Here is a 22,333-nt window from a genome sequence, read left to right as displayed (position 1 = left end):
GTCGCGATATAGAGCTAAACCCGGCAAACGCTTCCCGTGCCCCCGGAACGCATCGCCCGGACTGGAGCCTCCGTCCGAAGATGAAATCATGGCGTTTAATCGGCCGGCTTCACGCCGATAATGGTACTTGATCATCGGATCGCCGCGGAACCGAAAATGAACGATGGAGGTGAAAGCAAGTGACGCTCGCGATTTGCATTTTCGTCACATGGTGCGTATGGATCGCGTTTTCGCTCATGCCCAAGAAGCTGTCCGTCTTGGATACGGTATTCGTGCTGTTCGGCGGCACCGTCTTCGAGCTCAGCATGTTCACGATCCTGCACGTCAACCTTTCGTGGATCGTCGTGAGCACGGACATCGAGAAGTCCTTCGCGAATTTGACGATCCGCCTGCTGCTGATTCCGGTCGCGCTGCTGATCGCGACGAACGTCATGCTGTACGACTGGAAGGTTCTCAAATGGATCGTCGCGGCGGGGATCCTGCTCGCGTTCGTTCCGTTGCAAATGCTGCAGGAGCGGCTCGGCGTAATCACGGCCATGCATGTCCCTACGGCAGTCATGCTGCTCTTTTTCAGCGCTTATATGTTGTTTGCGAGATTATTGGCAGGGCTCATTCGCGCGGCCGGCCGGAAAGAAGAGCGGATGTCATGACCGTATACGATACTCGTTTCGACAGCAACGAATGGTTTGTCCTGACCGGCTTGTTCATCGGCGCCGCGCTGGTCGTTTTTTTGCCCAAGCGTTTTCGCGCGAAGAACGCGATCGTGTACTATACGTGCGGCCTGTACAGCGGGTTGTTCTTCGATCACTCCCTGGGCCTCGAGCCGGTAGACTTCTACGACGTGGACGACAGCTCGAACTACGAATGGACGGATTTTCTGTCGTACGTCTCGTACGGCTGCGTGAGCTATCTCTTCTGCTATGTCTACGACCGGATAGGCGTGAGGCCTTCGCGCATCGCGGTCTACGTCCTCGTCTGCGCCCTGCTGTCGACCGGCATGGAATGGCTCGCGGTCCAAGCGCATGTCTTTCACTACCGGCACGGCTACCGGCTCGCCTACTCGTTTCTCATTTACTTGATCGTCCACTCGTGCTGGCTCGCCTTGTTCCATTGGTGCGAGAAGATCGCGGGAGGGCGCCCGCGCCGGCATCCCGGCTAGTCCGGGCGCGGGAGACAAGGGGCGGAGCATGAGGTTGACAGCCATCACGTACCGTCACACTTCGCGCGAGTCGCCCCTGCTCGCATGCCGAAAAGCCGGCGTTCTCCTCGAACGGCGGCTTTGCTTCTATGCTGTTCCGCCCGCTAACCGGCGGCGTTCAAGCGCGCTTGCTCCTCGAGATCGATTCGGCGATTTCCCTCATTCGGGTACCGTTGCCCGCATAACCGTTGTAGTGCATCGGAAAATCAACGTTGGCTGCATCCGCGCGAGCGATTGTCCGGGGTTCTTCGAACGTCCATTTGGAATCGCTTTCATTTCTGGCCGCTGCCAAGTCCTCCGCCAACCGCCTCATCGTCGCTCCGCTGCCCGTCCATCCATTATAGTAAGGCACGCAATCCGGATTTTTCTCCGCGATGACCGTCACCTCCCTCTCTTGCTACTATTTCTATGCATCGCCTATCCCGAATTATCCTATCTATTCCAAATGATTGATAACCGCGCTTTCCGGTTCCCGCGGGACGGCCATCCGCCCGCGGGACAAGCAAAAGCCACCGCGGCAAAAGCGCGGTGGCCGATATTTCCGGACGCATAGACCTATCCGTTCGTCTCCGCCGTTACGCGCCTGTCGGCGAAGTCGTAACGGAAGATAACGACGGTGTCGGCCAGCTCGATGATCAGTTTGGCTTTCGTGGACGAGCCGCTGCGGGGATAACGGTCGATCGAATACGTCTGCGACAAGGTACCGTACGGCGCGACGGCGTACTCGTATTCGCCCGGATACGGGAAGACGCAGGCAAGCGCGTAGCGGCCGTGGCCTTCATAATACATGCGCGTCGTTTCGCTGTTGGAATCGTGGTTGACGGCTCCGACATGATGCTGGAAATCGCCGTACGCGATGACCCGCGAAGGGAGCTTGACCCCGGTGCTCGGATCGTATTCGTCCTCGCCGCCGTACTGCTGGGAGGTCCGCGGAACGCTTGCCCGCTGCCGCCAATCGCCGGCTTCCGACCAGATCCGCTTGATCGTCTCTTCCTGTCCGAATCCGAGCGGGCAGTCCGTGCCGGGCATATTCGCCTGATAGCAGACGCTGCCCGATTCGGCCTCTATACCGTGCACCTTCGGGACGATCCGGCAATTGCCCAACGTTCTCCGAACCGGCATCTGGAAATGGGCATTCGCGAAATGGGTCGCCGTCCATTTGTACGTATAGTCGAGAAACGCGTTGCGGCGCTCCTCGGATTGGGAAGCGAACCACGTGATCTGATCGTAGCCCCACCACTCCATCCACGCCCGGCGTTCGTCGGGAATCCCGTCCTCTTCCTTGAAAAACTTTCCGCCCCAATTATCGAATTCCATCAAAAGCGGCAGGGAGTCGGTCTCCCAGCCCGAAGGCGTCGCGCCGCCTTCGCTGAAGCCTTCCCGCACGAGTGCGAGGCTGTCGCCCGGCTTGTCCAGGATCGGCATCCTGGAGTACGGCATGGAATGAAAGTCGAAGAGCAGCCTGCCGCCGACGTTGACGCCGTGGGTATGCGCATCGAGCAGCACCATGCCTCGTCTCGCATGCGCTTTGGCATACGCGCGGATCTTATCGAACAGCGCGTATGTCTTCACGAAACCGATATCGTCGGCGGTGTACAAGTGGATCTGGCCCATATGGATGGCCTCGAAGCCGGCATCGATGTAGCGGGCCGCCCGATAATAGAACCATAGCTGCGCTTCCGTCTTGTCGATGTTCGGGATCGCGCCGTTCTCGTCCCACACGTACCCGGCAGGCCGGTTGTCGAACAGCATGCGCTCGAATCGGAAGGTCCGTTCCTCGGGAGGAAGCCCGAACGCCTCGAATACCCAAGCGGGAATCGGCACACGGTTCGCTTCCTTGAAGATCGCTTCGAAGATGCACGTCTGCAAAATAATCTCGCCGTCGATCGCATGCACGCGCGCCGCCAGCCGCTCGGACTTGGCGAAATGCGCCTCGTCGTCGGCCTCCATCTCCCATACGCCGGACGACCGGCCGAGAAACTTGGCGCCGATGTTCGCGATCATGCGCAAATCGTCATCCAGCGTGTCGCTGTTGACCAGGTCCGCCGCGGTGACCGCTCTGGCCAGGTAGCTCTCCAACGCGCGTTCGCTGATGCTGCCTTGAAAGGCATATTCGTTCATCCGTTTCATCCTCCTATTGTTCGCATTATCGGCCGTTCGCGCCGAGGTGGACGGCAAAATGCGACAGCGCCGGACGCCTTCTGGATTCGGCAATCGTGATCCGAATCCGGCGGGCCGTCACCGGCGCGAAGACGCAAATCCGTTTGTAGCCGATCACCGTGCCGAGATAGAGTTCCTGCCAGTCGTCTCCGTCCGTCCATTCCAGCTTGAAGCGCTCCACGCGCTGGCCCTCCCGGATCGGTTCCATGAGCACTGCCCGGTCGATCGTTCTTGCGCCGTTCAAATCGATCTCGAGAATCGCTTGTTCGGTGCCTTCGCGCGGGCGCCAATACGTCGCGCGATCCCCGTCGAGCAGCCGGCCGGCGTCGTGGCCGTCCGTCGACTCGGACGCGGCCGCGGTCGCCTCGGCCGCGAGATTCACCGTATAGGTGTCGCGGATCGCGCGTCCCAGCTCCCGCATCCGCTCGGCATCCCGCTCGTGTATGAGCCCGCGGCGATCCGGCGGCAGATTCAACAGAAAGTTCGCGTTGCCGCCGACGGAACGCTCGTACACGTACAGCAGCTCGTCAAGCGTCTTCACCCGGTCGTCTTCCGCGGCATGGTAGAACCAGCCCGGACGGATCGACGTGTTCACTTCGGCCGGGTACCAGGCCAGCTCTTCCGCTTCCCGGATGACCGCGCGGCTGCCCAAGTCCTCGTCGTGCGAGTCGATCCGCTTGGCGAATTCGCCGTCGTCGGCATGCTGCGAGCGGTCTTGGATCTTCTCGTTGTCCTTCAGCGAAGCCGGCACGACGCTCCATTCGGAATCCCTCGTATGCCCGGCTTCGTTGCCGCACCAGCGCACGTCCGGGCCGCATACCGAGATCGCGGCGTTCGGCTGGAGCTCCCGCACGAGCGCGTAATAGCCGTCCCAGTCATACTGCTGCCTTTTGCCGTTCGGACCCTCGCCGCAAGCCCCGTCGAACCAGACGCAGAAGACGTCGCCGTAACCGGTCAGCAGCTCGCTCAGCTGGTTTTTGAAATAGTCGTTGTACGCGGGCGAGTCGCCGTAGGTCGGCTCGTGCATGTCCCATGGGGAGAGGTACACGCCGAACTTCAGTCCATTCTTGCGGCAGGCATCGGCCACCTCCCGCACGAGGTCGCCTTGTCCTCCCCGCCACGGGGAATTGGCGACCGAATGGTCCGTGTACCGGCTCGGCCATAGGCAGAAGCCGTCATGATGCTTGCAGGTGAGGATCAACCCTTTCATGCCGGCGGACAGGCAAACCTCCGCCCACTGCCCGGCATCCAGCTCCGTTGGATTGAAGATCGACGGCGCTTCGTCGCCATGCCCCCATTCCTGGTCCGTGAACGTGTTCACCGTGAAATGAATAAAAGCGTAGAACTCCGTCTCCTGCCACGCGATCTGCCGTTCCGAAGGCCTGACCCGTATCGCCTTGTCCACTGCTTCTTCCATGTCGATCCCGTCCTTTCCGATATCGCCGCATGGCCGTTACGTGCATCGCAATCGCGCTTCCGCGACTGAGCGGCTTTCGCTGCGTCCTAACGTTAATTCCACGAGAGCCGCCACTTTCCTTCGCGCCATGCGGCAGTGATTATGGAACCGATACCAGAAGAGGCGCGGGGACTCGCTTTGGACTCGCTTTGTTATTGCCTCGGAATCATGCGGGAATCTTACCAACTCGATATGGTATCGCTACCAGATTCGACGGCGCGTTCTTCTCTGGGATCGCTTTCATCCCCGTGACAACAGTATAATCGCATCCGCGCGGATTGACAATCCTTGATTGCGCGCAAAAAAAACCGAGCGGGCAATGCCCCCTCGGCCGCGATAATATCTTGATCGGCTAGCTACGATTCTACCTTGCGTCCTTTGCCGAAGGGAATGCACATCGGCGTGCCGAAGATCGGATCGGCGGTAATCCGGCTTTCCATCCCGAAGACGTCCCGGATGAAACGCTCGTTCACGATCTCTTCCGGGCGGCCCTTCGCATGCACTTGGCCTTCCTTGACCGCCACGATATGATGCGCGTACCGGCAGGCGAGGTTGATGTCGTGCAGAACCATCGCGATCGTCCGGTCCTCCCGCTCGTTCAGGTCGTACAACAGATCCAGAATCTCGATCTGATGCGTCATGTCCAGGAACGTCGTCGGCTCGTCGAGCAGAATCGTCGGCGTATTCTGCGCCAGCGTCATCGCGATCCAAGCCCGCTGCCGCTGTCCGCCGGAAAGCGAATCGACCGGGCGGCTCGACAGATCCGCCATATGCGTGACCTCGAGCGCGCGCTTGACCGCCTTCTCGTCCTCGAGCGACCATTGCTGCAGGAAGCTCTGGTACGGATAACGCCCCTGCTTTACGAGCTGATGCACGGTCAACCCTTCCGGGGCGATCGGTCCCTGCGGCAGGATCGCGAGCCGCTTCGCGATTTCCTTGCTGGGCAGCTTGGCGATGTCGCTGCCCTCCAGGATGATCGACCCCTCCTGCGGCTTCAGCAGGCGGGCGATCGAGCGCAGGATCGTGGATTTGCCGCAGCCGTTGCTGCCGATGAAGACGGTAATCTCGCCCTTCGGAATCAGCAGATCGAGATTCGAGAAGACGGGGGTTTTTCCATAGGATAGCGTAAGATTGCGCGCTTGGATGACGGACACGGGATTCACTCCTTCTAGGCTTTGCGGTGGCGATAGAGCAGATACAGGAAGAACGGCGCTCCGACCGCGGCCGTGAACACGCCTGCCGGAATATCCAGCGGGATGAAAGCGATTCTGGCGACCAGGTCGGACAGCAGCAGCACGAGCGAGCCGATCAGCGCCGATGCCGGGATGACGCCGCCATAGGCGGGGCCGACAAGCCTGCGGGCGATATGCGGCGCCATGAGCCCGATGAAATTGATCGCGCCGCCGATGGCGACCGCCGAACCGGCAAGCGCCACGCTGACGAACAACAGCAGCGTGCGCTTCTTGTGCACGGCGCTGCCTACGCTCGCGGCGACCTCGTCCCCGAGCTCCTGCACGTTCAAATGCCGGGCATAGCCTATCGCCACCGGCAGCAGCACGACGATCCAGGGCAGCAGCGTAAGCACGTCCCGGTTCCACGATACGCCGTAAATGCTGCCCGTCATGAAGGTGAACGCTTTAACCGCGACGGCCGACGGGGTAAAAGGCGCGGTCAAGATCAGCATGTAAGTGAACGCCGTCAGCGCGGTCGCCATGCCGATGCCGATAAGCACAAGCCTCAGCGGCGTGACGCCCCCGCGCCGATAGGCGAAGACGTAGATCAGGACGGCGGCGGCGAACGCCCCGCCGATCGACCAGATCGGCATGAAGCGGATGCTTACGCCCGAGAAATAGAGGATGAAGACGATCGTGCCGAGCGAGGCGCCGCCGGAGATCCCGATGACATCCGGCGACGTCAGCGGGTTGCGGACGATGCCCTGCAGCAGCGCGCCCGAGACGGCGAGCGCCGAGCCGACCAGCATCGCGATCACGACGCGCGGCAGCCGCAGCGAGACCACGATCATGGCGTGCGACGGATCGCCGCCGCCGAAGAGCGAACGGACGACCTCGATCGGACTGATCGTCGTGCTTCCGAGACCCGCGCAAACGACCAAGGCGACGATATTGGCCGCGGCCAGCAGCAGGATCGCGACGAGCGTTCTGCTGTGGAATTGGAAGGAGTGCTTACGGCCTCTGAGTATCAACCAGTTGCTCATGCTAGCCGCGCTCCCCTCTTCTGGCGATGTAGATGAAGAAAGGCACCCCGATGATCGCCGTCATGACGCCGACCGGCACTTCCTTGGGAAACGAGATAAAGCGCGAGCCGATATCCGCGGCGAGCAGCAAAATGCCGCCGAGCACGGCGCAGTAAGGAATGACCCAACGATGATCGATGCCGACCAGGTAACGCGTGACATGCGGGATGATAATCCCGACGAAAGCGATCGGGCCCGCGATGGAGACGGAGCCCCCGGCAAGCAGGACGACCGCGACGCCCGCGGCCAGCTTGACGTAGATCGTCTTCTGCCCCATGCCTGCGGCGACGTCGTCGCCGAGCCCGAGCAGATTCAAATGCCTGGCCAGCACCCAGGCGCCGATCAGCGCGATGCCCATGTACGGAGCGGCGGAGGTGAAGATGCCCATGTCGCGTCCGGCCACGGAGCCGACGAACCAGTAAAGCACTTGGTCGAAGGTTTGCCCGCCCGTGAGCAGAATCCCGAGCGAGACCGACGAGAAGAATGCGGTCATGGCCGCGCCGGCAAGCGTGACTTTAAGCGGCGTCAGGCCGTCGCTGCCGATCGAACCGAGCAGGTAGACGAGCAGCGCCGCGAATGCCGCCCCGACGAAGGCAAGGAGGGCGAATGCGGACAGGCCGCTCACGCCGAAAAAAGCGGATGCGGCGACGATGAAGAAAGCCGCCCCTGAATTGATGCCGAACAAGCTCGGAGAAGCGAGCGGGTTGCGCGTGATGCTCTGCATCAGGCAGCCGGCCACGGCCAGGCTCGCGCCGGCCATCGCCGCGATGAGCGCCCGCGGCACTCTCGCGGTGCGAACGATGAGCTGCTGCTGCGAGCCGTCGAAGTGGGTGTATGAGGTTACGATGGTATGTAAGCCGATATCCGCGACGCCGAATACGATGCTGCACGCGATGGCGGCGAGGAACACGGCCAGGCCGATCAGCAATCCCGTGATCTTGCGCGTTCTGGTGGTGAGTACAGATTCCATGCAGTCCTCTTTCTTATTCTCCTATGGGCACAGCCGCTCGCGGCGGATCGTATTGACCCGCCTTATAGGAACACGATATGAATTCAATTTAATTATTTCAACATTAAATAATTTTAGGTGAAGTTGCGGGGAGTGTCAATGATTTTGAGAATCATTATCAGAAATATTGACGCCGGGAGCGCAGCCTGCTATAGTTTTCCTCAGCAATGAGAATCATTTTCATATCGAAAGGAAGCTTAATCCATGTTGCCTAAGGTCAGAAAGAAATTCATTTGGACCGTTTCATCGCTTTTGCTCGTCTTTGCCGTCGTACTCTCGGGATGCGGCCAATCCGGCTCCGATACGAATTCCAATAGCGGAACAGGGAACGCCGGCTCGACGAACTCGTCGAACGAGGCGGCTCCCGCTGCGGACGCTTCCGAACGCACGATCACCCATGCCATGGGCGAAACCGTCATCAAGGGAACGCCGGCCAGAATCGTCGTCTTGACCAACGAAGGCACCGAAGCGCTGCTCGCGCTCGGCGTGAAACCGGTCGGCGCGGTAAAATCCTGGACGGGCGATCCCTGGTACGACCACATCGCGAAGGACATGGAGGGCGTCACCGTCGTCGGCGATGAAAGCCAGCCTAACCTCGAATTGATCGCCGGCTTGAAGCCGGATCTGATCATCGGAAGCAAATTCCGCCAAGAGAAAGTGTACGAGCAGTTGAAAGCCATCGCGCCGACCGTCTTCTCCGATACGCTCCGCGGGGCATGGCAATCGAACTTTAAGCTCTATGCGGACACGATCGGCAAGAAGGCCGAAGGCGATAAGATCATCGCCGACTACGATGCCCGCACCGCCGACTTCAAAGCCAAGGCCGGCGACAAGCTGAACCAGTCGGTATCCGTCGTCCGCTTCATGGCGGGCAAAACGCGCATCTACCTGTCGGATACGTTCACGGGCATCGCGTTCGACAAGCTCGGCATCAAGCGTCCGGACAGCCAGATGAACTACAAGGACACGTTCGTCGAAGAAATCACGAAGGAACGCCTGCCGGAAGCCGACGCGGACATCATCTTCTACTTCACGTACGATACGGGAGACGGCAAAGGCAACCAGATGGAAGCGGACATGCTGAAGGATCCGCTGTGGCAAAGCCTCTCCGCCGTGAAGAACAAAAAGGCATACCGGGTGAGCGACGCCATATGGAATACGTCCGGCGGGGTCATCTCGGCCAATATGATGCTGGACGAGCTGTTTAAAATTTACGACGTTCAAGCTTAAGAATTAGACGAAAAAGCCTGAGCCGACGTGCAAGCATGCACCGGCCCAGGCTTTTTTGCGCTGCTGCGGAAACCGATTGATCCCCCCGTCTGTCTGAGCCAGGGGGAATCAGGACATGACTTCGGCGGGAAAATCCGCCGACCTGCTGACGTCGGCCCACTGCTGCGCCTCCGCGGCCCGCGCCTTGGACGATTTCTCGGCCATCTCCACCGCGCCCGCGCCGAGGAGGAGCCGCAGCGGCGGCTCGTCCAGCGCCGCGATATCCCGGATTATCCGGGCCGCGCGCGCCGGATCGCCCTGCTGCTTCCCGTCGGTGCCGCCGCGAAGGCGATGAATGGCGCCGACGGTCTCCTCGTAGTCCTCGCCGACGCGTGCCATAACCATCGACGAACCCTGCCAATCGGTCCGAAAAGCCCCCGGCTCCACGATCGTAACCTTGACGCCGAACGGCTTGACCTCGTTGTTCAACACCTCGGAGAACCCTTCGACCGCGAACTTCGCGGTCTGGTACGCGCCTAATCCGGGCGTACCTCCTACCCGGCCGCCGATGGACGAGAATTGGATAAAATGGCCCGACCGCTGCTTGCGCAATATCGGCAGCGCGGCCTTCGTGACATTCACGACGCCGAACAGGTTCGTCTCGATCTGCGCGCGGAAATCCTCGTCGGTCATTTCTTCGATAGGCGCGCTGTTCGCATACCCCGCATTATTCACGACGACATCCAGCGAGCCGAATTCGTCGACCGCCAGTTTCACCGCCGCCCGCGCCGCCGCGGCATCCGTGACATCGAGCGAGAACGTCCGTACCCGCTCGCGGTAGGTTTCCGCCAGATCCGCCAATTGTTCCGCCCGCCTCGCCGTCGCCACTGCTTTATCGCCGGCCGCGAGCACCTCTTGGACGAGGTCCCGTCCGAATCCGCGGGAGCATCCCGTAATCAGCCATACTTTCGTCATCGCATACCGCGCTCCATTCGTGATTGGATTATACAAAGGCTCGTTGCATGCGTTAGTCTTCCTTTGCGCAATATTGGCTATGCGCCCCTCGCATTCGGACGGATTGCCGAATCCGTGTTCATTGCTGCTCGGCTTCACGGACGATAAAAGTCGCAGTCCCGCGTATGATCGCTGACCATGCCGCTCGCCTGCATGTAGGCGTAGCAAATCGTCGACCCCACGAACGTAAAGCCGCGCTTCTTCAAATCCTTGCTCATCGCGTCCGATTGCGGCGAGGTTGCCGGCACGTCGCTTTTGGTTCGCCAATGGTTGCGAATCGGCTCGCCGCCCACGAACCGCCAGACATAGGCCGCGAAGCTGCCGAACTCCTCGCTTACTTGCAGAAATCGCCGCGCGTTGTTGATCGCGGAGCGAATCTTCAAGCGGTTGCGGATAATCGCTTCGTTCGTCATGAATTCCGCAATCTCGGACTCGCCGTATTGGGCCACCTTGCGGGGATCGAACCCGTCGAAAGCCCGCCGGTAGCCCTCGCGTTTCTTCAGCACCGTATACCAGCTGAGTCCCGCCTGCGCGCCCTCCAATACCAGCAGCTCGAACAACTTGCGGTCCTCGCGGACGGGAACGCCCCATTCGCGATCATGATAATCGATATACAGCGGGTCTTCGTTGACCCATGCGCAGCGTGCGGTCATTCGTGCGAACTTCCTTTCCGTCAGCTTACTTGTCAATTAACATCACGATCAGATACGCCACCGTACCCCACATGACCAGCGCGGAAAATTTATTCAGCGCGGCTTGCAGCCGGCCCGAGCCGTCTTTCGCGCCTACGATTCTGCCCGCCAGCGCCAGCGCGAAGTACCACAGCCACGAGACGGCGATGCAGGCGATCGTGAACGCGGCTTTGGCTGCCCCGTCGTAATTCAGGGAGCTCGTGCCGATGACTCCGATCGTGTCCATCAAGGCATGCGGATTGAGCAGCGATACGGATAACGCGAATGCGGCCTGCTTCCGCGGGCCTAACGGCTCGGGCGGTTTGTCCCCGGTACGCGAAGCGGCGCTGTTCCACGTTGTCCAGCCCATATACAGCAGGAACGCGATGCCGGCCGCCATCAAGGTCAGCTTCAACCATTCAATGCCCAGCGCGGCCGTCGATACGCCGAGCACCGCCAGCAGGATCAGCGCCGAATCGCAGACGGACGCCACGATAATGGCCGGCAACGCCCGGGCGTAGCGAGGCTGGATCGCCCCTTGGTTAAACACGAACATGTTCTGCACGCCTAACGGCAAAATAAGACCTAGGGCGAGAATAAATCCCTGTAAAATGGCGCTTGCCATCGCGATTCCCCCTTCGCTGCAACGATGCCGTCCGCAAGTTTCTGCCCGTAGAGGGAATCCTTGTCCCATCTATTCTAGCGACAGCTTTCCTCCTTCGCAACATGAATCATGTCTCGCGCAAACGCTCGTCGCTCCCTTGGACCCGACAGCTAGCGCGCAAGCCGCGCGGTCTCATCATGCGAATAACCCGCGCAAAAAGCCAACCTCCCGGCTTGCGGAAGATTAGCCATGCGCGGGGGCGACGCTCCGAGTCGATCGTTAACGGTATCCCGCCGCCGCCAGGTTCTTGTAGCTGGTATCCAGACATTCGAACGGACTTCCTTCGCATGTATCCTGCTCGACGAGCAGGTATTCCGTCGTGCCCGCGCGTTCGAGCGCGCCCAGGATCGCCTTGAAGTTCATATTGCCTTCCATGACCGGCGCCATGATCGGCTCCATTCCCCGGACCGCCATATCCTTGAGATGCACGCAGTGCAGGCGGTCCTTCAAGATGCCGATCCATTCGCAGACATCCGCGCCTGCCGCCTGCACCCAATAGGTATCGAGCGTGATCCCCATTTCTTCGGGCGCGAAGTCTTCGAGCAGCCGTTCGATCATCCGTTTGCCGCCGATCTTCGCGAATTCGAAGTTATGGTTGTGGTACATGAACGTCTTGCCCGCTTCGGCGATGCGCTTGGCGGCTTGCCGGAAGTCCGGCGCGAAATGCCCGTACCAATCCGGCGTTCTGTACTTCTCGGGCATCCCTCCGATGCCGATGTACCGGCATCCCAGAACATCATGCTCGCGAATGACTTCCTCGGTATCGTTCAGGATTCTGTCCGGACTTGCATGCGTGAGCGCGATGCGCAGCGACAGCTCGTCGCAAATCTCCCTTAAGCGCTCGGGCTCGATCTTGCCCATGGCCGACACTTGGATCGTCGTGTACCCCATCGCGGCGATTTTCTGCAAGGTGCGCCGAATATCGGCCTCGGTCTGGATAAAGCTGCGTACCGTGTACAATTGGGCTCCCAGGATCATGCATGATTCCTCCTTGGCTAATCGATTGCTTCACGCTTTCATTATACAACCTTCGCGGCCGTGCGGGCGGGCTTTCGCGAATTTACTTGATCGCAAGTCGCCGCATGCCGCCGAAAGAACGGCGTAATGAACGCGATCGGCGCGCATAATCCGGTTTGGCGCGGAACAAGTTAAGAACTGCGAGCATCAGGAAACGATTCGCAGTCGAACCGAAGACGACCAGATAACCCGATCCCAGTTCAAGAAACGGAGAGATGACAGTGAAAACCTTGGTGATCGTCGCTCACCCTAATATGGAAGCATCCCGTATCAACAAAGCCTGGCTGGAGGAATTGCGAACGCAGCCGGAGATCACGATCCACGAGCTGTACCTGGAATATCCCGACGAAGCGATCGACGCGGCGCGCGAGCAAGGACTGCTCGCCCAGCATGACCGCATCGTCTTCCAATATCCGTTCTACTGGTACAGCACGCCGCCGTTGCTCAAGAAATGGTTCGACCTCGTCCTGCTGTACGGCTGGGCGTACGGTCCGGGCGGGGATAAAATGGTCGACAAGGAGGTCGGCGCGGCCATCTCCACCTACGGCTCGACGGAATCCTACCAGCGCGGCGGCGCCAACCTGTTCACCTTGAACGAGCTCTTGAGCCCCTTCCGGTCGCTCGTTAACTTTATCGGCGCCGTCTACCTGCCGCATTTCGCGCTGAGCGACATATCCAACGTCACGGACGAGCAGCTTGCCCAAAGCAGGCAGGATTATCTGCGGCATGTCCAGTCCGCGAAACCGGTCGAGCTCGCCTTCTCCAACTAAACCTTGTCCCGCCTTTCAAAACGCGGCCTCAACGCAAAAAACGCCTGCCGGCTAATAGCCGGCAGGCGTTTTCATGCGAAAGGCAATCGATCGGCGAGCGGATAGTCCGCTACGTGGCATCCCGTTCGATTTTGCTTCCGGTCGAATGCCGGAGCATCATTTTGTAGGGAATGATCATCTTAACCGGAAGCGAGTACCGGTGCTCCATATAATCGAGCAGCAGCTTCGCGGCGAACATGCCCATCTCCAGCTTCGGCACATGGATGGTCGACAACGGCGGCGAGGTGAATTCCGAGATCTCGATATTGTCCACGCCGAAAAAAGCGATATCGTCGGGAATCTTCAGCTCGCGCTCCGTCGCGGCCCGCATCGCGGCGATGGCCATCATGTCGCTTGCGGCAAAAATCGCGGTCGGCGCCTCCGCGGACGCCTCGAACGCTTTTTTGGTGAGCTCGTAGCTAAGCGAGACATCCCATTTCACGTCGATGACCCAGTTATCGTCGATCGGCAAGCCCGCCTCCTCCATCGCGCCCCGATAGCCTTGGAAACGCCGCTCGTCGCGGAAATTGTCGGTGAGCTCCGATCCTCCGATGTAGGCGATTCGCCGATGCCCCTGCTCGATCAGGTAGGCAACGGCTTCCTTCGCGGCGGCGGCGCGGTCATAGCTGACGACGGGAAGCGCTTTGTCCGAGATATCCACGCCGACGATATGCCTCACGTTCGCCTTGATCCATTGATACGCTTCGTCGTCGATCCGTTCGACCACGAGCATGCCGTCGATCCGATTGTCCTTGACGAGCGACTTTAGCTGCTCGATATCCATGTGCTTCTCGATGCTGCATACGAATTCCAGACGCATGCCCGCCTCGGTCAGCGTCTTCTCGATGCCTTCCAGTATGACCGAGAAATACGGGTTGTTGTATTTATTCTGAGGCATCGCCACGACGCAGCCGATGCGATAGGCATGCTTGGGTTCGTTTTTCTTCGCTTTCGCCGGGCGGACGGTTTTATAGCCGAGCTGCTCGGCGGTTTCCCATATTTTCTTCCGCGTCTCGTCGCTGACCGAACGGTTCGCATCGTTCTTCATGACCCGCGAAACGGTCGAGATCGAGACGCCTACGCGCTCCGCAATATCCTTCAGCTTCGCCATGTTTCATTCCTCTCTTCGCCAATCAGGGTAAGGCCGAAGCCTTATTGGGGCAACTTCAATTCGCGCAATAGAAATTTGCGGCAAATTCATTTTATATTTCTTGCGGAAGTAAGTCAATAACGTCCGCGCCGGACCGGTCGGCAACCGTTCATGGCCCGCTGAGGGAGACAGAAAAAAATACAGAACACGCAGGGACGCCCCCGCATGTTCCGTATTCGAGTCCGTAAAAAAGATGACGTTTCTTGCCTTGCCGCGTTATTTCATTTTGGAAGCCAAATCCTTGAGCGCCGCCTGCAAATCGCCGTCGCCCGAAAGCGGCAGCTTGAGCGCCTGCTCGCCGTACGTCCATACCAGATCGGTCTTCTTGGCCGTGAACGGCGAGACGATGCCGTACTTCTGGGCATCCAGGAATATTTTGTTCGCTTCTCCCACCGTCTGCACGTAGGCGTCCGATGCCGCTTTGTTGGCCGGAATCGAGTAGCCTTGCTTCGCCAGCTCCGTCTCGCCTTCCGGGCCGGCCAGCCAAGCCAGCAGCTTGTAGGCGGCCTCTTCATGCTTCGTATTGGCGCTGATCGCCAGGCCCGCGGGCTGCACGACCGTTTGGTTCGTTTTGAACTTAGGCAAATACGAGATGCCGTAATCGACCTTCGCTTCCTGATAGTTGGTCGTGTTCCAGCTGCCGCCCGGATTCATCGCCACCTTGCCGGTCGTGAGCGTCAGATTCACGTCGCCGCCAAGTCCCTCGATTTGGGCCGGGGTCGTATTGATCTTCTTGTTCTTCGTCAGGTCGATGAAGAAATTCAGCACTTCCTGCGCCTCCGGCGTATCGAGCGCAAGCGTATCGTCGTCGTTTACCAATTTGGCGCCGTTCGACCACAATTCGGGCTCCAGGAACCAATCCATGGAAGAGCCCGGGGACAAGGACAAGCCCCACTGCACGATGTTTTTGGCATCGAAGCCGGCGTCCGCCGCGCTTTTGCCGCTCTTGTCGAGCGTCATCTTGGTCGCGATGTCGACGATCTCGTCCCAGCCCGGCTCCAGGGAAGGCACGGCCGCGCCCTTCGGATTCGTCTTCGGATCCGCGAACAGCGCCTTGTTGTAATACCAGACGATGACATTGGCATCGATCGGGAGCGACACCTGCTTGCCTTGATACTTATGCAGGCCGAGCAGGCTGTCGTCGATATTCGCAAGATCGAATGCGTTCTTGGCAAGCAGGTCGTCCAATTCTTTGAAAATGCCGAGCTCGGCGTATTTGTCAATGTATGCGTAGCTGGTCTTGAAGACATCCGGAAGCGTTCCCCCGGCGGCGTTGGCGGTCAAGCCGTCCCAGTAGCTGGCCCAATCCTTGCCTTCGAGCTTGACGGTGATATTCGGATTAGCCGCCGTAAACTTGTCCAGCAGCTCCTGCGTACGCGCCAGCTCCTCCGCGGTTCCCCATTGGGAATAGGTGATCGTGACGGGCTCGCCGGCTGCGGCATTGCCGCTTGCCGCGTTATTCGCAGCGTTCGCGTCGCCGCCGGCATTATCGTTCGCTCCGCATCCCGTTAATGCAACCGCCATCGTCGATGCCAAGACCAAAGCGCCGAATTTCCATTTTCTCTTCGTTTTCACTTGTCAGTTCCCCTTTACCATAATGTCGATCGCAAGCAGAACCTTTCGCAAGAGCTATCCTTTGGAGCCCGTGAGCACGACCCCCTCCACGATGTATCGCTGCGCGAAGAAGTAGAGCAGGCCAATCGGGATGATGCTTATGAATGCACCGGCGGCGAGCGCCGGGAAATCCTGGCTGGTCTGGCCGATCAGCAGCTGCAGGCCCACGCTCAGCGTGAACAGCGCGCTGTTCTTGATATACAGGAAAGGGCCGAGAAAATCGAGCCACGTATTGACGAAGGCGAAGATGACCGTCGTAATGATGATCGGCTTCGACAACGGCATGATCACCCTGGCGTATACCGTCCAACGATTGCCGCCGTCGAGGTACGTCGCCTCGTCCAGCTCCTGCGGGATGGTCAGGAAAAACTGCCGGAACAAGAAAATGTAATACGCGCCTCCGAGCCAGGCAGGGACGATCAGCGGCAGCCAGGTATCGATCCAGCCCAGCTTCGCGAACAGCACGTAAGAAGGAATCATCATGATGGAGGGCGGAATCATGAGCGTGATCAGCACGATCGGAAACAGCCTGTCCCGGTATTTGGTGATGAATCGCGAGAACCCGTACGCCACGATGGAGCTGGAGACGACGGCTCCCAGCGCGACGAGGATCGAGATCGCGAACGAGTTCCGGATCCACGTCCACATCAGCGGCTGAATGGAAAACAGCCGCTCGAACGCTTCGAAATTAAACGACTCCGGCAGCAGCGCGGGAGGCGCTTTGTACGTCTCCGCCTTCGTCTTCATCATGGTCGAGAGCATCCAGGCCAGCGGTCCTGCAAACAGCAGGAAGACCGCGCATAACAGCACATATTTGAACGCGGTGCTCACGACGCCGCTCTTTCGACTACCGTTCATCGGTATCCCCCCTATTTCTCGCCCTCGTAGTAGACAAACCGGTTGGAGAGCTTCATCAGCACGAAGGTGACCAACGCGATGACCGCGAACAGGAAGATCGACTGCGACATCGCCATGCTGAATTTCAAGTCCGTGAAGGACGATTTATAAATGTTGTACACGAACGTGTAGGACGCGTAGTTCGGGCCGCCCTTGGACAGCAGCAGCGCTTCCGTGAACATTTGAAAATTGTACATGGTTTGGATGATGACGACGAACAGGATCGACGGGCTGATCATGGGAAGCGTGATGGCGAAAAACCGGCGCACCCTGTCCGCTCCGTCGATCTCGGCGGCTTCGTACAGATGGCGGGGCACGTTCTTGAGCGCCGCGAGGAAGATGAGCACGCCGCTGCCGGATATCCAGACCTGAAGCAGGATGATGACCGGCTTGATCGTATGCTCGCCGCCCAGCCAATCGGTCTTGCCCGCCCCGAAGAAGCCGAGCACGGTATTAAGAATGCCGAACTCCGAGTTGAACACCAGCCGCCAGATGATGACCGTCGCCACGATCGGCACGAGCGTAGGCAGGTAATAGAACGTGCGGAATACCGCTATGCCTTTGACATTAAGATTGAGCAGCATCGCCAGCAGCAGCATCCCCGCCGTCACGACCGGCACGCCAAGCACGACGAAGTACAGCGTGTTGAACAGGCTCTTCGTGAAGATCGGATCCTTCGCCATATGCACGAAATTATCGAATCCGACGAAGTCGTAATGCACCGCGCCCGGAAGCTTGGCATCCGTGAACGCGTAGAAGATCGAGGTTCCGAACGGAATCAGGAAGAAGGTAATGAAGCCGATGATCCACGGCATGATAAACAAGAAAAATAACGCTGTGTCGTATTTCCTCAGACTATTCATCCGGACACCCCTTACTCGGATAGCTCATCCAAATACACGTACCGCTCTTCCACGATGGATTTCTCCGCGGCCAAGGCGATCAGCAGGGCATTGCGCCCGACCTGCCCCGTCGCGAACGGCTGCTTGCCTTCCTTGATGCAGGCAATGAAATCGATGCGCTGCGTCTGTCCGCCGGTATGGCCGCCCAGGATCGAATCCGAGGTCACGTCCATATCCAGATGCTCCTTGGTAAAATCCGCTCCGCCCACGATATCGATCGCCTTGTCGTTCTTCGCGACCATCTGTCCGCCGTTCTCGCCGATCAGGCCGATCTCGAGCCCCTCGCCCATCAGGTTCCTCGGCTTCAGGTACATGCACAAGCCCAGGTTCGCTTTGCTTCCGTTATCGTAATCGACGGTAATGAACGCATGGTCGACGATGGACGTATCGGCGATCGTTTTCGCCGGATAATGGCTGTACGAATTGGTGATGAGATTCTGCTCGCCTTGCTTCATGACATGCTGGCCGCCCGAGGCGAATACGCGAACGGGGTTCGCCTTGATCATCCAGTTGAAGATATCGAAATGATGGCAGTCCTTCTCGACGATGGCTCCGCCCGACTTGTCCTTGTCGTAGAACCAATCCGCCGGCGGAAAGGGATCGCGGAATTCCTTGCACCACATCAGCTTGACGTCGCCGATCCGTCCGTTCTCCACTTCCTTCGCCATGCGGCGGTACAGGTTCGAGTAGCGGTAGACCAGGCCGATCTGCAGGATGCGCTTATGCTTGTCCGCCGCTTCGATGATCGCGTCGCAGTCCGCCAACGTATGCGCGACGGGCTTTTCCAGGAAAACATGCTTGCCCGCCTCCAGAAACGCGACCGCCACCTCCCGGTGCTTATAGTTAGGGACGCTGATGACGACCGCATCCAGATCTTCTTTGCCCAGCAGCTCGCGATAATCGGTAAGCACGTCAGGCCGGCCGTTCTTAAGCTCCGCCAGCGTGCGGGCCACGTTCGCCGCGTTCATGTCGCATATGTACCTCACCTCTACCTCGTTCAATAAGTCAAAGCCGATGCAATGATGCGAGCCCATGTCGCCGACGCCAATAAATGCCATTCTGATCTTGCCCATTTGTGCACGCTCCGTTGTCATGTTTTTTGCGCCATGCATATTCGATGTCAGCTAAGTTAACAACACTGTAAGCCTGATATGATCGTAATGCAATTTTACGGCAATGTCAATAATATTTGGCTAAATTAAATTCAATATTTGCCGCAAATGTATGTATGTATTGCGATTCAAACGGTTAAAGCCGTTATTGGCGCTATGTTTTGATGGCTATGCATTGGCTGCGGTTACATTTTCATTTTTTGCTCATTAGGCAAAAAAAGAGGAATTTGCGTAAAATTCGCCGTGTCATACTGCTGTCAGCTTGCAAATATTGGGGCCGATATGCGATTATTCGAACGCAGCAAAAAACGCCGGCTGCAGGAGCCGGCGCATCATCGTGCGGCAGGGATGGAAAGGCGAAGCTTGCGGCGTCAATTGCCGTCGATATCGTAGGAGACGAGCGTGAGACCGCCGTCGACGGAGATGATCTGGCCGGTAATGAAGCCTGCCGCCTCGCTCGCGAGGAACAAGGCGACGCCGGAGACGTCCTCCGGCTGGGTGAGCCGGCCGAGCGGCGTGCGGCGCGTGACGTTTTGCTTGAAGGCGTCGAAGCGCTCCTTGGCATAGAATTTCACCGAGTCCGTCTCCACGACGCCCGGCGAGATGACGTTGCTCGTGATGCCCTTGGCTCCGAGCTCCGCCGCCAGATAGCGCGTCAGCGATTCGAGCGCCGCCTTGGCCGATCCGATCGTCGAATAGTTCGGCAGCGTGAATAGACTGCCGAGGCTCGAGACGGTAATGATCCGTCCCGGCCGGCCTTCCATGAGCGGAACCGCGCGCTGCACCGCGTGGAGCACGCTCTTGACCACCACTTGGTACGTGCGGTCGATGTGGTAGTCTTTCGTCTCCATGATCGGCTTGAACGCGGTGGCCGCGGCGTTCGCCATGAAGACGTCCAGCGCGCCCCACTCGCTCGCGACCGTATCGAACATCGCGTCGATCTCGGCCGACGATTCCAGCTCGGCCTTGCACAGCAAGACTTGCCCGCCGAACCTCCGCGCCTCTTCGGCCGTCGCCAGCGCGGCCTCCTCATCCCTACGGTAGTGAATGGCGACGTCCGCGCCTTCCTTCGCGAACGCGAGCGCGGTCGCCCGCCCGATGCCCCGCGAGCTGCCCGTGATGAGTACTTTTTTTCCTTTGAACGATTCCGGCACTGCTATCGCTTCCTCTCGAAATTCGCGTTTTTATAAGGTCCTGGCAAGCTCGTAGGCTTGGCGTATCGCCCGGGCGGCGTTCAATTCCGCCGCGTCGCTCGCCCCGCCGACGACCTCCGGGCGAAGCCGCTCCGCGTCCCCCTCCCCGGCCGGCAGCCCATCGGCCCAATCCGTGCGGGAACGCTGTCCCGTGCACAAGACGACCTGATCCGCTTCCAGGAACCGTTCGCCCGCATCGTTCTCCACCCAGACGCCGCCGGGGGCAATGGCGCGGCAGCGGTATCCTTTCAGCACGTCGACGCCTCTTCGCTTCAGCTCCTCGAGCAGCACCCATCTTGTCGTCGGCCCGACGCCCTTCGCGACCTTCTCCGATCGGGACACGAGCGTAATGCCGAACGGGACGGCATGCGCCGAAGCGGGCGCATAGCCCCTGTCCGCGAAAAAGGCATTCACGTCCTGCCGGAGCGCGGCCGTCTCGGCCATATAATGCGCGACGTCGCTGCCGATGCCTCCGCCTCCGACGATGACGACTTTGCGCCCGAACGCGCGGGCGCCGGACAAAATATCCGCGTACGTGCACACGAGCGGGAGGTCCGCGCCTTCGAGCTGCTCGGGCACATAGGGCTCCACGCCCGTCGCCACGACGACGCGGTCGAACGCCTTCAATTCCTCCGCCGACGGCACGGTTCCGGTGCGGACCGCGACGCCGAGCCGCTGCAGCGCCACCGTATAGTAGCGCAGCGTCTCGCGGAAGACCGCCTTGCCCGGAATCCGCGACGCGAGCAGGAATTGCCCGCCGAGCCGGTCGCGCGCTTCGAACAGCGTCACGGCATGCCCCCTTTCCGCGGCCGTCTTGGCCGCCTGCAGCCCGGCGACGCCGCCGCCGACGACGGCGACGGCGATCGGCGCGGCGGACGGAACGAACGGCTCCGACTCCCGCCCCGTGCGCGGGTTGACCAAACACGCGACCGCCTTGCGCGGATTGCCGAACGCATGGTCCAGGCAGGCTTGATTGCACGCCAAGCATAGATTAAGCCCGTCGCGGTCGGACAGCGCGATCTTCCGCGCGAACGCCGCGTCGGCAAGCCACGGCCTTGCCGGCGCGACAAAATCCATATCGCCCCGGGCCAGCGCCTGCTCGGCCGCTTCCGGCGTATGCAGGCGGTTCGCCCCGATGACGGGGATGCCGACCGCGGCGCGGACGGCGCCGACGATATGCGCGAACGCGCCGGAAGGCACGGTCGCTCCGACCGTCGGCAGCCGCGATTCATGCCAGCCGATGCCGACGTTGAGGGCATCGGCGCCGCTGTGCTCCAGCGCCCGGGCGAGCGCGAGCGTCTCGTCCGGCGTCGTGCTTCCGTCCATGACATCTTCGCCGGACATGCGGAAGATAACGGGAAACTCGCGTCCGACCCGCTCCCGGATGCTTGCGACGACCTCCGTGCTCAGCCGGATCCGGCCTGCCAGCGTGCCGCCGTATTCATCCGTGCGCGCGTTCGTCAGCGGTGACATGAATTCGTTCAGCAGGTAGCCTTCGGAGCCCATGATCTCGATGGCATGGAACCCCGCGTCCTTGGCGAACCGCGCGCTTTCCGCGAACGCTTCCTTCACGTCCGCGATATCGGACGCCGTCATCGCCTCCGGCATCTCCCGCGTCAGCCGCGAAGCGATCGCGCTCGGCGCTTTCGGCGTCAGCCCGGTCTCGGCGCTTCTGGCGTAGCGGCCCGTATGGGTCAGCTGCAGGGCGAGCTTGCCGCCCGCTGCCCGGATGCGCCCGGCGAGCTCCCGCAGCTGGTCGAGATGGTCGGGAACGGTCAGGCAAAACATGCCGTGCCCGCCGCCTTCGGGAAGGACGGCCGCATGACCCGTGATGATCAGCGCCGCGCCGCCGCGCACCCGCTCCTCGTAGAAAGCCGCGAGCTGGTCCAGCTCCCGGCGGTCTCCTTCGATCCCGAGATGCATGGCCCCCATGAGGATGCGATGGTCCAGCGCGAGCGTGCCGATCGTTCCCCGTCGGAGCAAGAGCGATGATCCCATGCCGCG

21 protein-coding genes are annotated in these 22,333 nt (G+C 60.0%); 4 read left to right on the top strand and 17 right to left on the bottom strand.

What is annotated here, in order from left to right; genetic code table 11:
* The first annotated feature begins 179 nt into the window (after positions 1 to 179).
* The gene (locus AC50YL_RS29225) at positions 180 to 650 is read left to right on the top strand and encodes a hypothetical protein (protein ID WP_494836627.1); all 471 of its coding nucleotides are present in this window, start codon (positions 180 to 182) and stop codon (positions 648 to 650) included.
* Positions 647 to 1,159: a hypothetical protein gene (locus AC50YL_RS29220; protein ID WP_494836625.1), complete on the top strand. Its 513-nt coding sequence runs from the start codon at positions 647 to 649 to the stop codon at positions 1,157 to 1,159. Before AC50YL_RS29225 ends, AC50YL_RS29220 begins: the two co-directional genes overlap by 4 nt.
* Positions 1,160 to 1,316: 157 nt before the next feature.
* On the opposite strand, the gene AC50YL_RS29215 is transcribed toward AC50YL_RS29220, so the two are convergent.
* From AC50YL_RS29215 to AC50YL_RS29190, 6 genes are all read right to left on the bottom strand, one after another.
* Entirely contained in the window at positions 1,317 to 1,583 is a 267-nt protein-coding gene (locus tag AC50YL_RS29215) for a hypothetical protein (RefSeq protein WP_494836623.1), read from the bottom strand.
* Between the two features lie 170 nt (positions 1,584 to 1,753).
* Positions 1,754 to 3,319 (bottom strand): hypothetical protein, encoded by a 1,566-nt coding sequence (locus tag AC50YL_RS29210; protein WP_494836621.1) that lies wholly within the window; start codon positions 3,317 to 3,319, stop codon positions 1,754 to 1,756.
* A gap of 25 nt (positions 3,320 to 3,344) precedes the next feature.
* Positions 3,345 to 4,775, bottom strand: a complete 1,431-nt coding sequence (locus AC50YL_RS29205) for an alpha-L-fucosidase (protein ID WP_494836619.1) — start codon at positions 4,773 to 4,775, stop codon at positions 3,345 to 3,347.
* A 395-nt stretch (positions 4,776 to 5,170) separates the two neighbouring features.
* The gene (locus tag AC50YL_RS29200; protein ID WP_494836618.1) at positions 5,171 to 5,968 is read right to left on the bottom strand and encodes an ABC transporter ATP-binding protein; all 798 of its coding nucleotides are present in this window, start codon (positions 5,966 to 5,968) and stop codon (positions 5,171 to 5,173) included.
* Positions 5,969 to 5,982: 14 nt separating this feature from the next.
* Positions 5,983 to 7,029: a FecCD family ABC transporter permease gene (locus AC50YL_RS29195; protein WP_494836616.1), complete on the bottom strand. Its 1,047-nt coding sequence runs from the start codon at positions 7,027 to 7,029 to the stop codon at positions 5,983 to 5,985.
* Position 7,030: 1 nt separating this feature from the next.
* Positions 7,031 to 8,038: a FecCD family ABC transporter permease gene (locus tag AC50YL_RS29190; protein ID WP_494836614.1), complete on the bottom strand. Its 1,008-nt coding sequence runs from the start codon at positions 8,036 to 8,038 to the stop codon at positions 7,031 to 7,033.
* A gap of 243 nt (positions 8,039 to 8,281) precedes the next feature.
* Here AC50YL_RS29190 and AC50YL_RS29185 point away from each other — a divergent pair, with 243 nt between their 5' ends.
* Positions 8,282 to 9,307 (top strand): ABC transporter substrate-binding protein, encoded by a 1,026-nt coding sequence (locus AC50YL_RS29185; protein ID WP_494836613.1) that lies wholly within the window; start codon positions 8,282 to 8,284, stop codon positions 9,305 to 9,307.
* A gap of 108 nt (positions 9,308 to 9,415) precedes the next feature.
* Here AC50YL_RS29185 and AC50YL_RS29180 read toward each other — a convergent pair whose 3' ends face one another.
* The 4 genes from AC50YL_RS29180 to AC50YL_RS29165 all read right to left on the bottom strand — a co-directional run bounded on the left by AC50YL_RS29180 (position 9,416) and on the right by AC50YL_RS29165 (position 12,613).
* Positions 9,416 to 10,261 carry an oxidoreductase gene (locus AC50YL_RS29180; RefSeq protein ID WP_494836611.1) on the bottom strand — a complete coding sequence of 282 codons (846 nt, stop codon included), beginning with the start codon at positions 10,259 to 10,261 and terminating at the stop codon, positions 9,416 to 9,418.
* Between the two features lie 134 nt (positions 10,262 to 10,395).
* Positions 10,396 to 10,953, bottom strand: a complete 558-nt coding sequence (locus AC50YL_RS29175) for a DNA-3-methyladenine glycosylase I (RefSeq protein WP_494836610.1) — start codon at positions 10,951 to 10,953, stop codon at positions 10,396 to 10,398.
* 25 nt (positions 10,954 to 10,978) lie between these two features.
* The gene (locus AC50YL_RS29170) at positions 10,979 to 11,596 is read right to left on the bottom strand and encodes a LysE/ArgO family amino acid transporter (RefSeq protein ID WP_494836608.1); all 618 of its coding nucleotides are present in this window, start codon (positions 11,594 to 11,596) and stop codon (positions 10,979 to 10,981) included.
* A 258-nt stretch (positions 11,597 to 11,854) separates the two neighbouring features.
* Positions 11,855 to 12,613 carry a sugar phosphate isomerase/epimerase family protein gene (locus AC50YL_RS29165; protein WP_494836606.1) on the bottom strand — a complete coding sequence of 253 codons (759 nt, stop codon included), beginning with the start codon at positions 12,611 to 12,613 and terminating at the stop codon, positions 11,855 to 11,857.
* A 260-nt stretch (positions 12,614 to 12,873) separates the two neighbouring features.
* Between AC50YL_RS29165 and AC50YL_RS29160 the strand changes: the two genes are divergently transcribed.
* Positions 12,874 to 13,422: an NAD(P)H-dependent oxidoreductase gene (locus AC50YL_RS29160; protein ID WP_494836604.1), complete on the top strand. Its 549-nt coding sequence runs from the start codon at positions 12,874 to 12,876 to the stop codon at positions 13,420 to 13,422.
* A 109-nt stretch (positions 13,423 to 13,531) separates the two neighbouring features.
* Here AC50YL_RS29160 and AC50YL_RS29155 read toward each other — a convergent pair whose 3' ends face one another.
* From AC50YL_RS29155 to AC50YL_RS29125, 7 genes are all read right to left on the bottom strand, one after another.
* On the bottom strand, positions 13,532 to 14,572 hold the full coding sequence (locus tag AC50YL_RS29155; RefSeq protein WP_494836602.1) for a LacI family DNA-binding transcriptional regulator: 1,041 nt from the start codon (positions 14,570 to 14,572) through the stop codon (positions 13,532 to 13,534).
* A gap of 255 nt (positions 14,573 to 14,827) precedes the next feature.
* The gene (locus AC50YL_RS29150; protein WP_494836601.1) at positions 14,828 to 16,186 is read right to left on the bottom strand and encodes an ABC transporter substrate-binding protein; all 1,359 of its coding nucleotides are present in this window, start codon (positions 16,184 to 16,186) and stop codon (positions 14,828 to 14,830) included.
* A gap of 54 nt (positions 16,187 to 16,240) precedes the next feature.
* Positions 16,241 to 17,083 carry a carbohydrate ABC transporter permease gene (locus AC50YL_RS29145; RefSeq protein WP_494836600.1) on the bottom strand — a complete coding sequence of 281 codons (843 nt, stop codon included), beginning with the start codon at positions 17,081 to 17,083 and terminating at the stop codon, positions 16,241 to 16,243.
* 11 nt (positions 17,084 to 17,094) lie between these two features.
* A complete protein-coding gene (locus AC50YL_RS29140; RefSeq protein ID WP_494836599.1) occupies positions 17,095 to 17,985 on the bottom strand; it encodes a carbohydrate ABC transporter permease in 891 nt (296 codons plus the stop codon).
* An 11-nt stretch (positions 17,986 to 17,996) separates the two neighbouring features.
* A complete protein-coding gene (locus tag AC50YL_RS29135) occupies positions 17,997 to 19,097 on the bottom strand; it encodes a Gfo/Idh/MocA family protein (RefSeq protein ID WP_494836598.1) in 1,101 nt (366 codons plus the stop codon).
* A 410-nt stretch (positions 19,098 to 19,507) separates the two neighbouring features.
* A complete protein-coding gene (locus AC50YL_RS29130; RefSeq protein WP_494836596.1) occupies positions 19,508 to 20,290 on the bottom strand; it encodes an SDR family oxidoreductase in 783 nt (260 codons plus the stop codon).
* 30 nt (positions 20,291 to 20,320) lie between these two features.
* Positions 20,321 to 22,327, bottom strand: coding sequence for an oxidoreductase (locus AC50YL_RS29125; protein WP_494836594.1), 2,007 nt, complete (start codon positions 22,325 to 22,327; stop codon positions 20,321 to 20,323).
* Positions 22,328 to 22,333 lie beyond the last annotated feature (6 nt).

The organism is Paenibacillus sp. J22P277, from assembly GCF_059383675.1.
Note: the sequence above shows the minus strand (reverse complement) of the source record. Positions and strands in the feature narration are given on the sequence as shown.

Excerpts from the sequence above, each read along its gene's own strand:
- AC50YL_RS29220 (WP_494836625.1), top strand. The coding sequence starts at position 647 with ATGACCGTATACGATACTCGTTTCGACAGCAACGAATGGTTTGTCCTG.
- AC50YL_RS29195 (WP_494836616.1), bottom strand. The coding sequence starts at position 7,029 with ATGAGCAACTGGTTGATACTCAGAGGCCGTAAGCACTCCTTCCAATTC.
- AC50YL_RS29135 (WP_494836598.1), bottom strand. The coding sequence starts at position 19,097 with ATGGGCAAGATCAGAATGGCATTTATTGGCGTCGGCGACATGGGCTCG.
- AC50YL_RS29125 (WP_494836594.1), bottom strand. The coding sequence starts at position 22,327 with ATGGGATCATCGCTCTTGCTCCGACGGGGAACGATCGGCACGCTCGCG.
- AC50YL_RS29170 (WP_494836608.1), bottom strand. The coding sequence starts at position 11,596 with ATGGCAAGCGCCATTTTACAGGGATTTATTCTCGCCCTAGGTCTTATT.
- AC50YL_RS29175 (WP_494836610.1), bottom strand. The coding sequence starts at position 10,953 with ATGACCGCACGCTGCGCATGGGTCAACGAAGACCCGCTGTATATCGAT.
- AC50YL_RS29210 (WP_494836621.1), bottom strand. The coding sequence starts at position 3,319 with ATGAACGAATATGCCTTTCAAGGCAGCATCAGCGAACGCGCGTTGGAG.
- AC50YL_RS29190 (WP_494836614.1), bottom strand. The coding sequence starts at position 8,038 with ATGGAATCTGTACTCACCACCAGAACGCGCAAGATCACGGGATTGCTG.
- AC50YL_RS29205 (WP_494836619.1), bottom strand. The coding sequence starts at position 4,775 with ATGGAAGAAGCAGTGGACAAGGCGATACGGGTCAGGCCTTCGGAACGG.
- AC50YL_RS29165 (WP_494836606.1), bottom strand. The coding sequence starts at position 12,613 with ATGATCCTGGGAGCCCAATTGTACACGGTACGCAGCTTTATCCAGACC.
- AC50YL_RS29140 (WP_494836599.1), bottom strand. The coding sequence starts at position 17,985 with ATGAATAGTCTGAGGAAATACGACACAGCGTTATTTTTCTTGTTTATC.
- AC50YL_RS29185 (WP_494836613.1), top strand. The coding sequence starts at position 8,282 with ATGTTGCCTAAGGTCAGAAAGAAATTCATTTGGACCGTTTCATCGCTT.
- AC50YL_RS29155 (WP_494836602.1), bottom strand. The coding sequence starts at position 14,572 with ATGGCGAAGCTGAAGGATATTGCGGAGCGCGTAGGCGTCTCGATCTCG.
- AC50YL_RS29180 (WP_494836611.1), bottom strand. The coding sequence starts at position 10,261 with ATGACGAAAGTATGGCTGATTACGGGATGCTCCCGCGGATTCGGACGG.
- AC50YL_RS29145 (WP_494836600.1), bottom strand. The coding sequence starts at position 17,083 with ATGAACGGTAGTCGAAAGAGCGGCGTCGTGAGCACCGCGTTCAAATAT.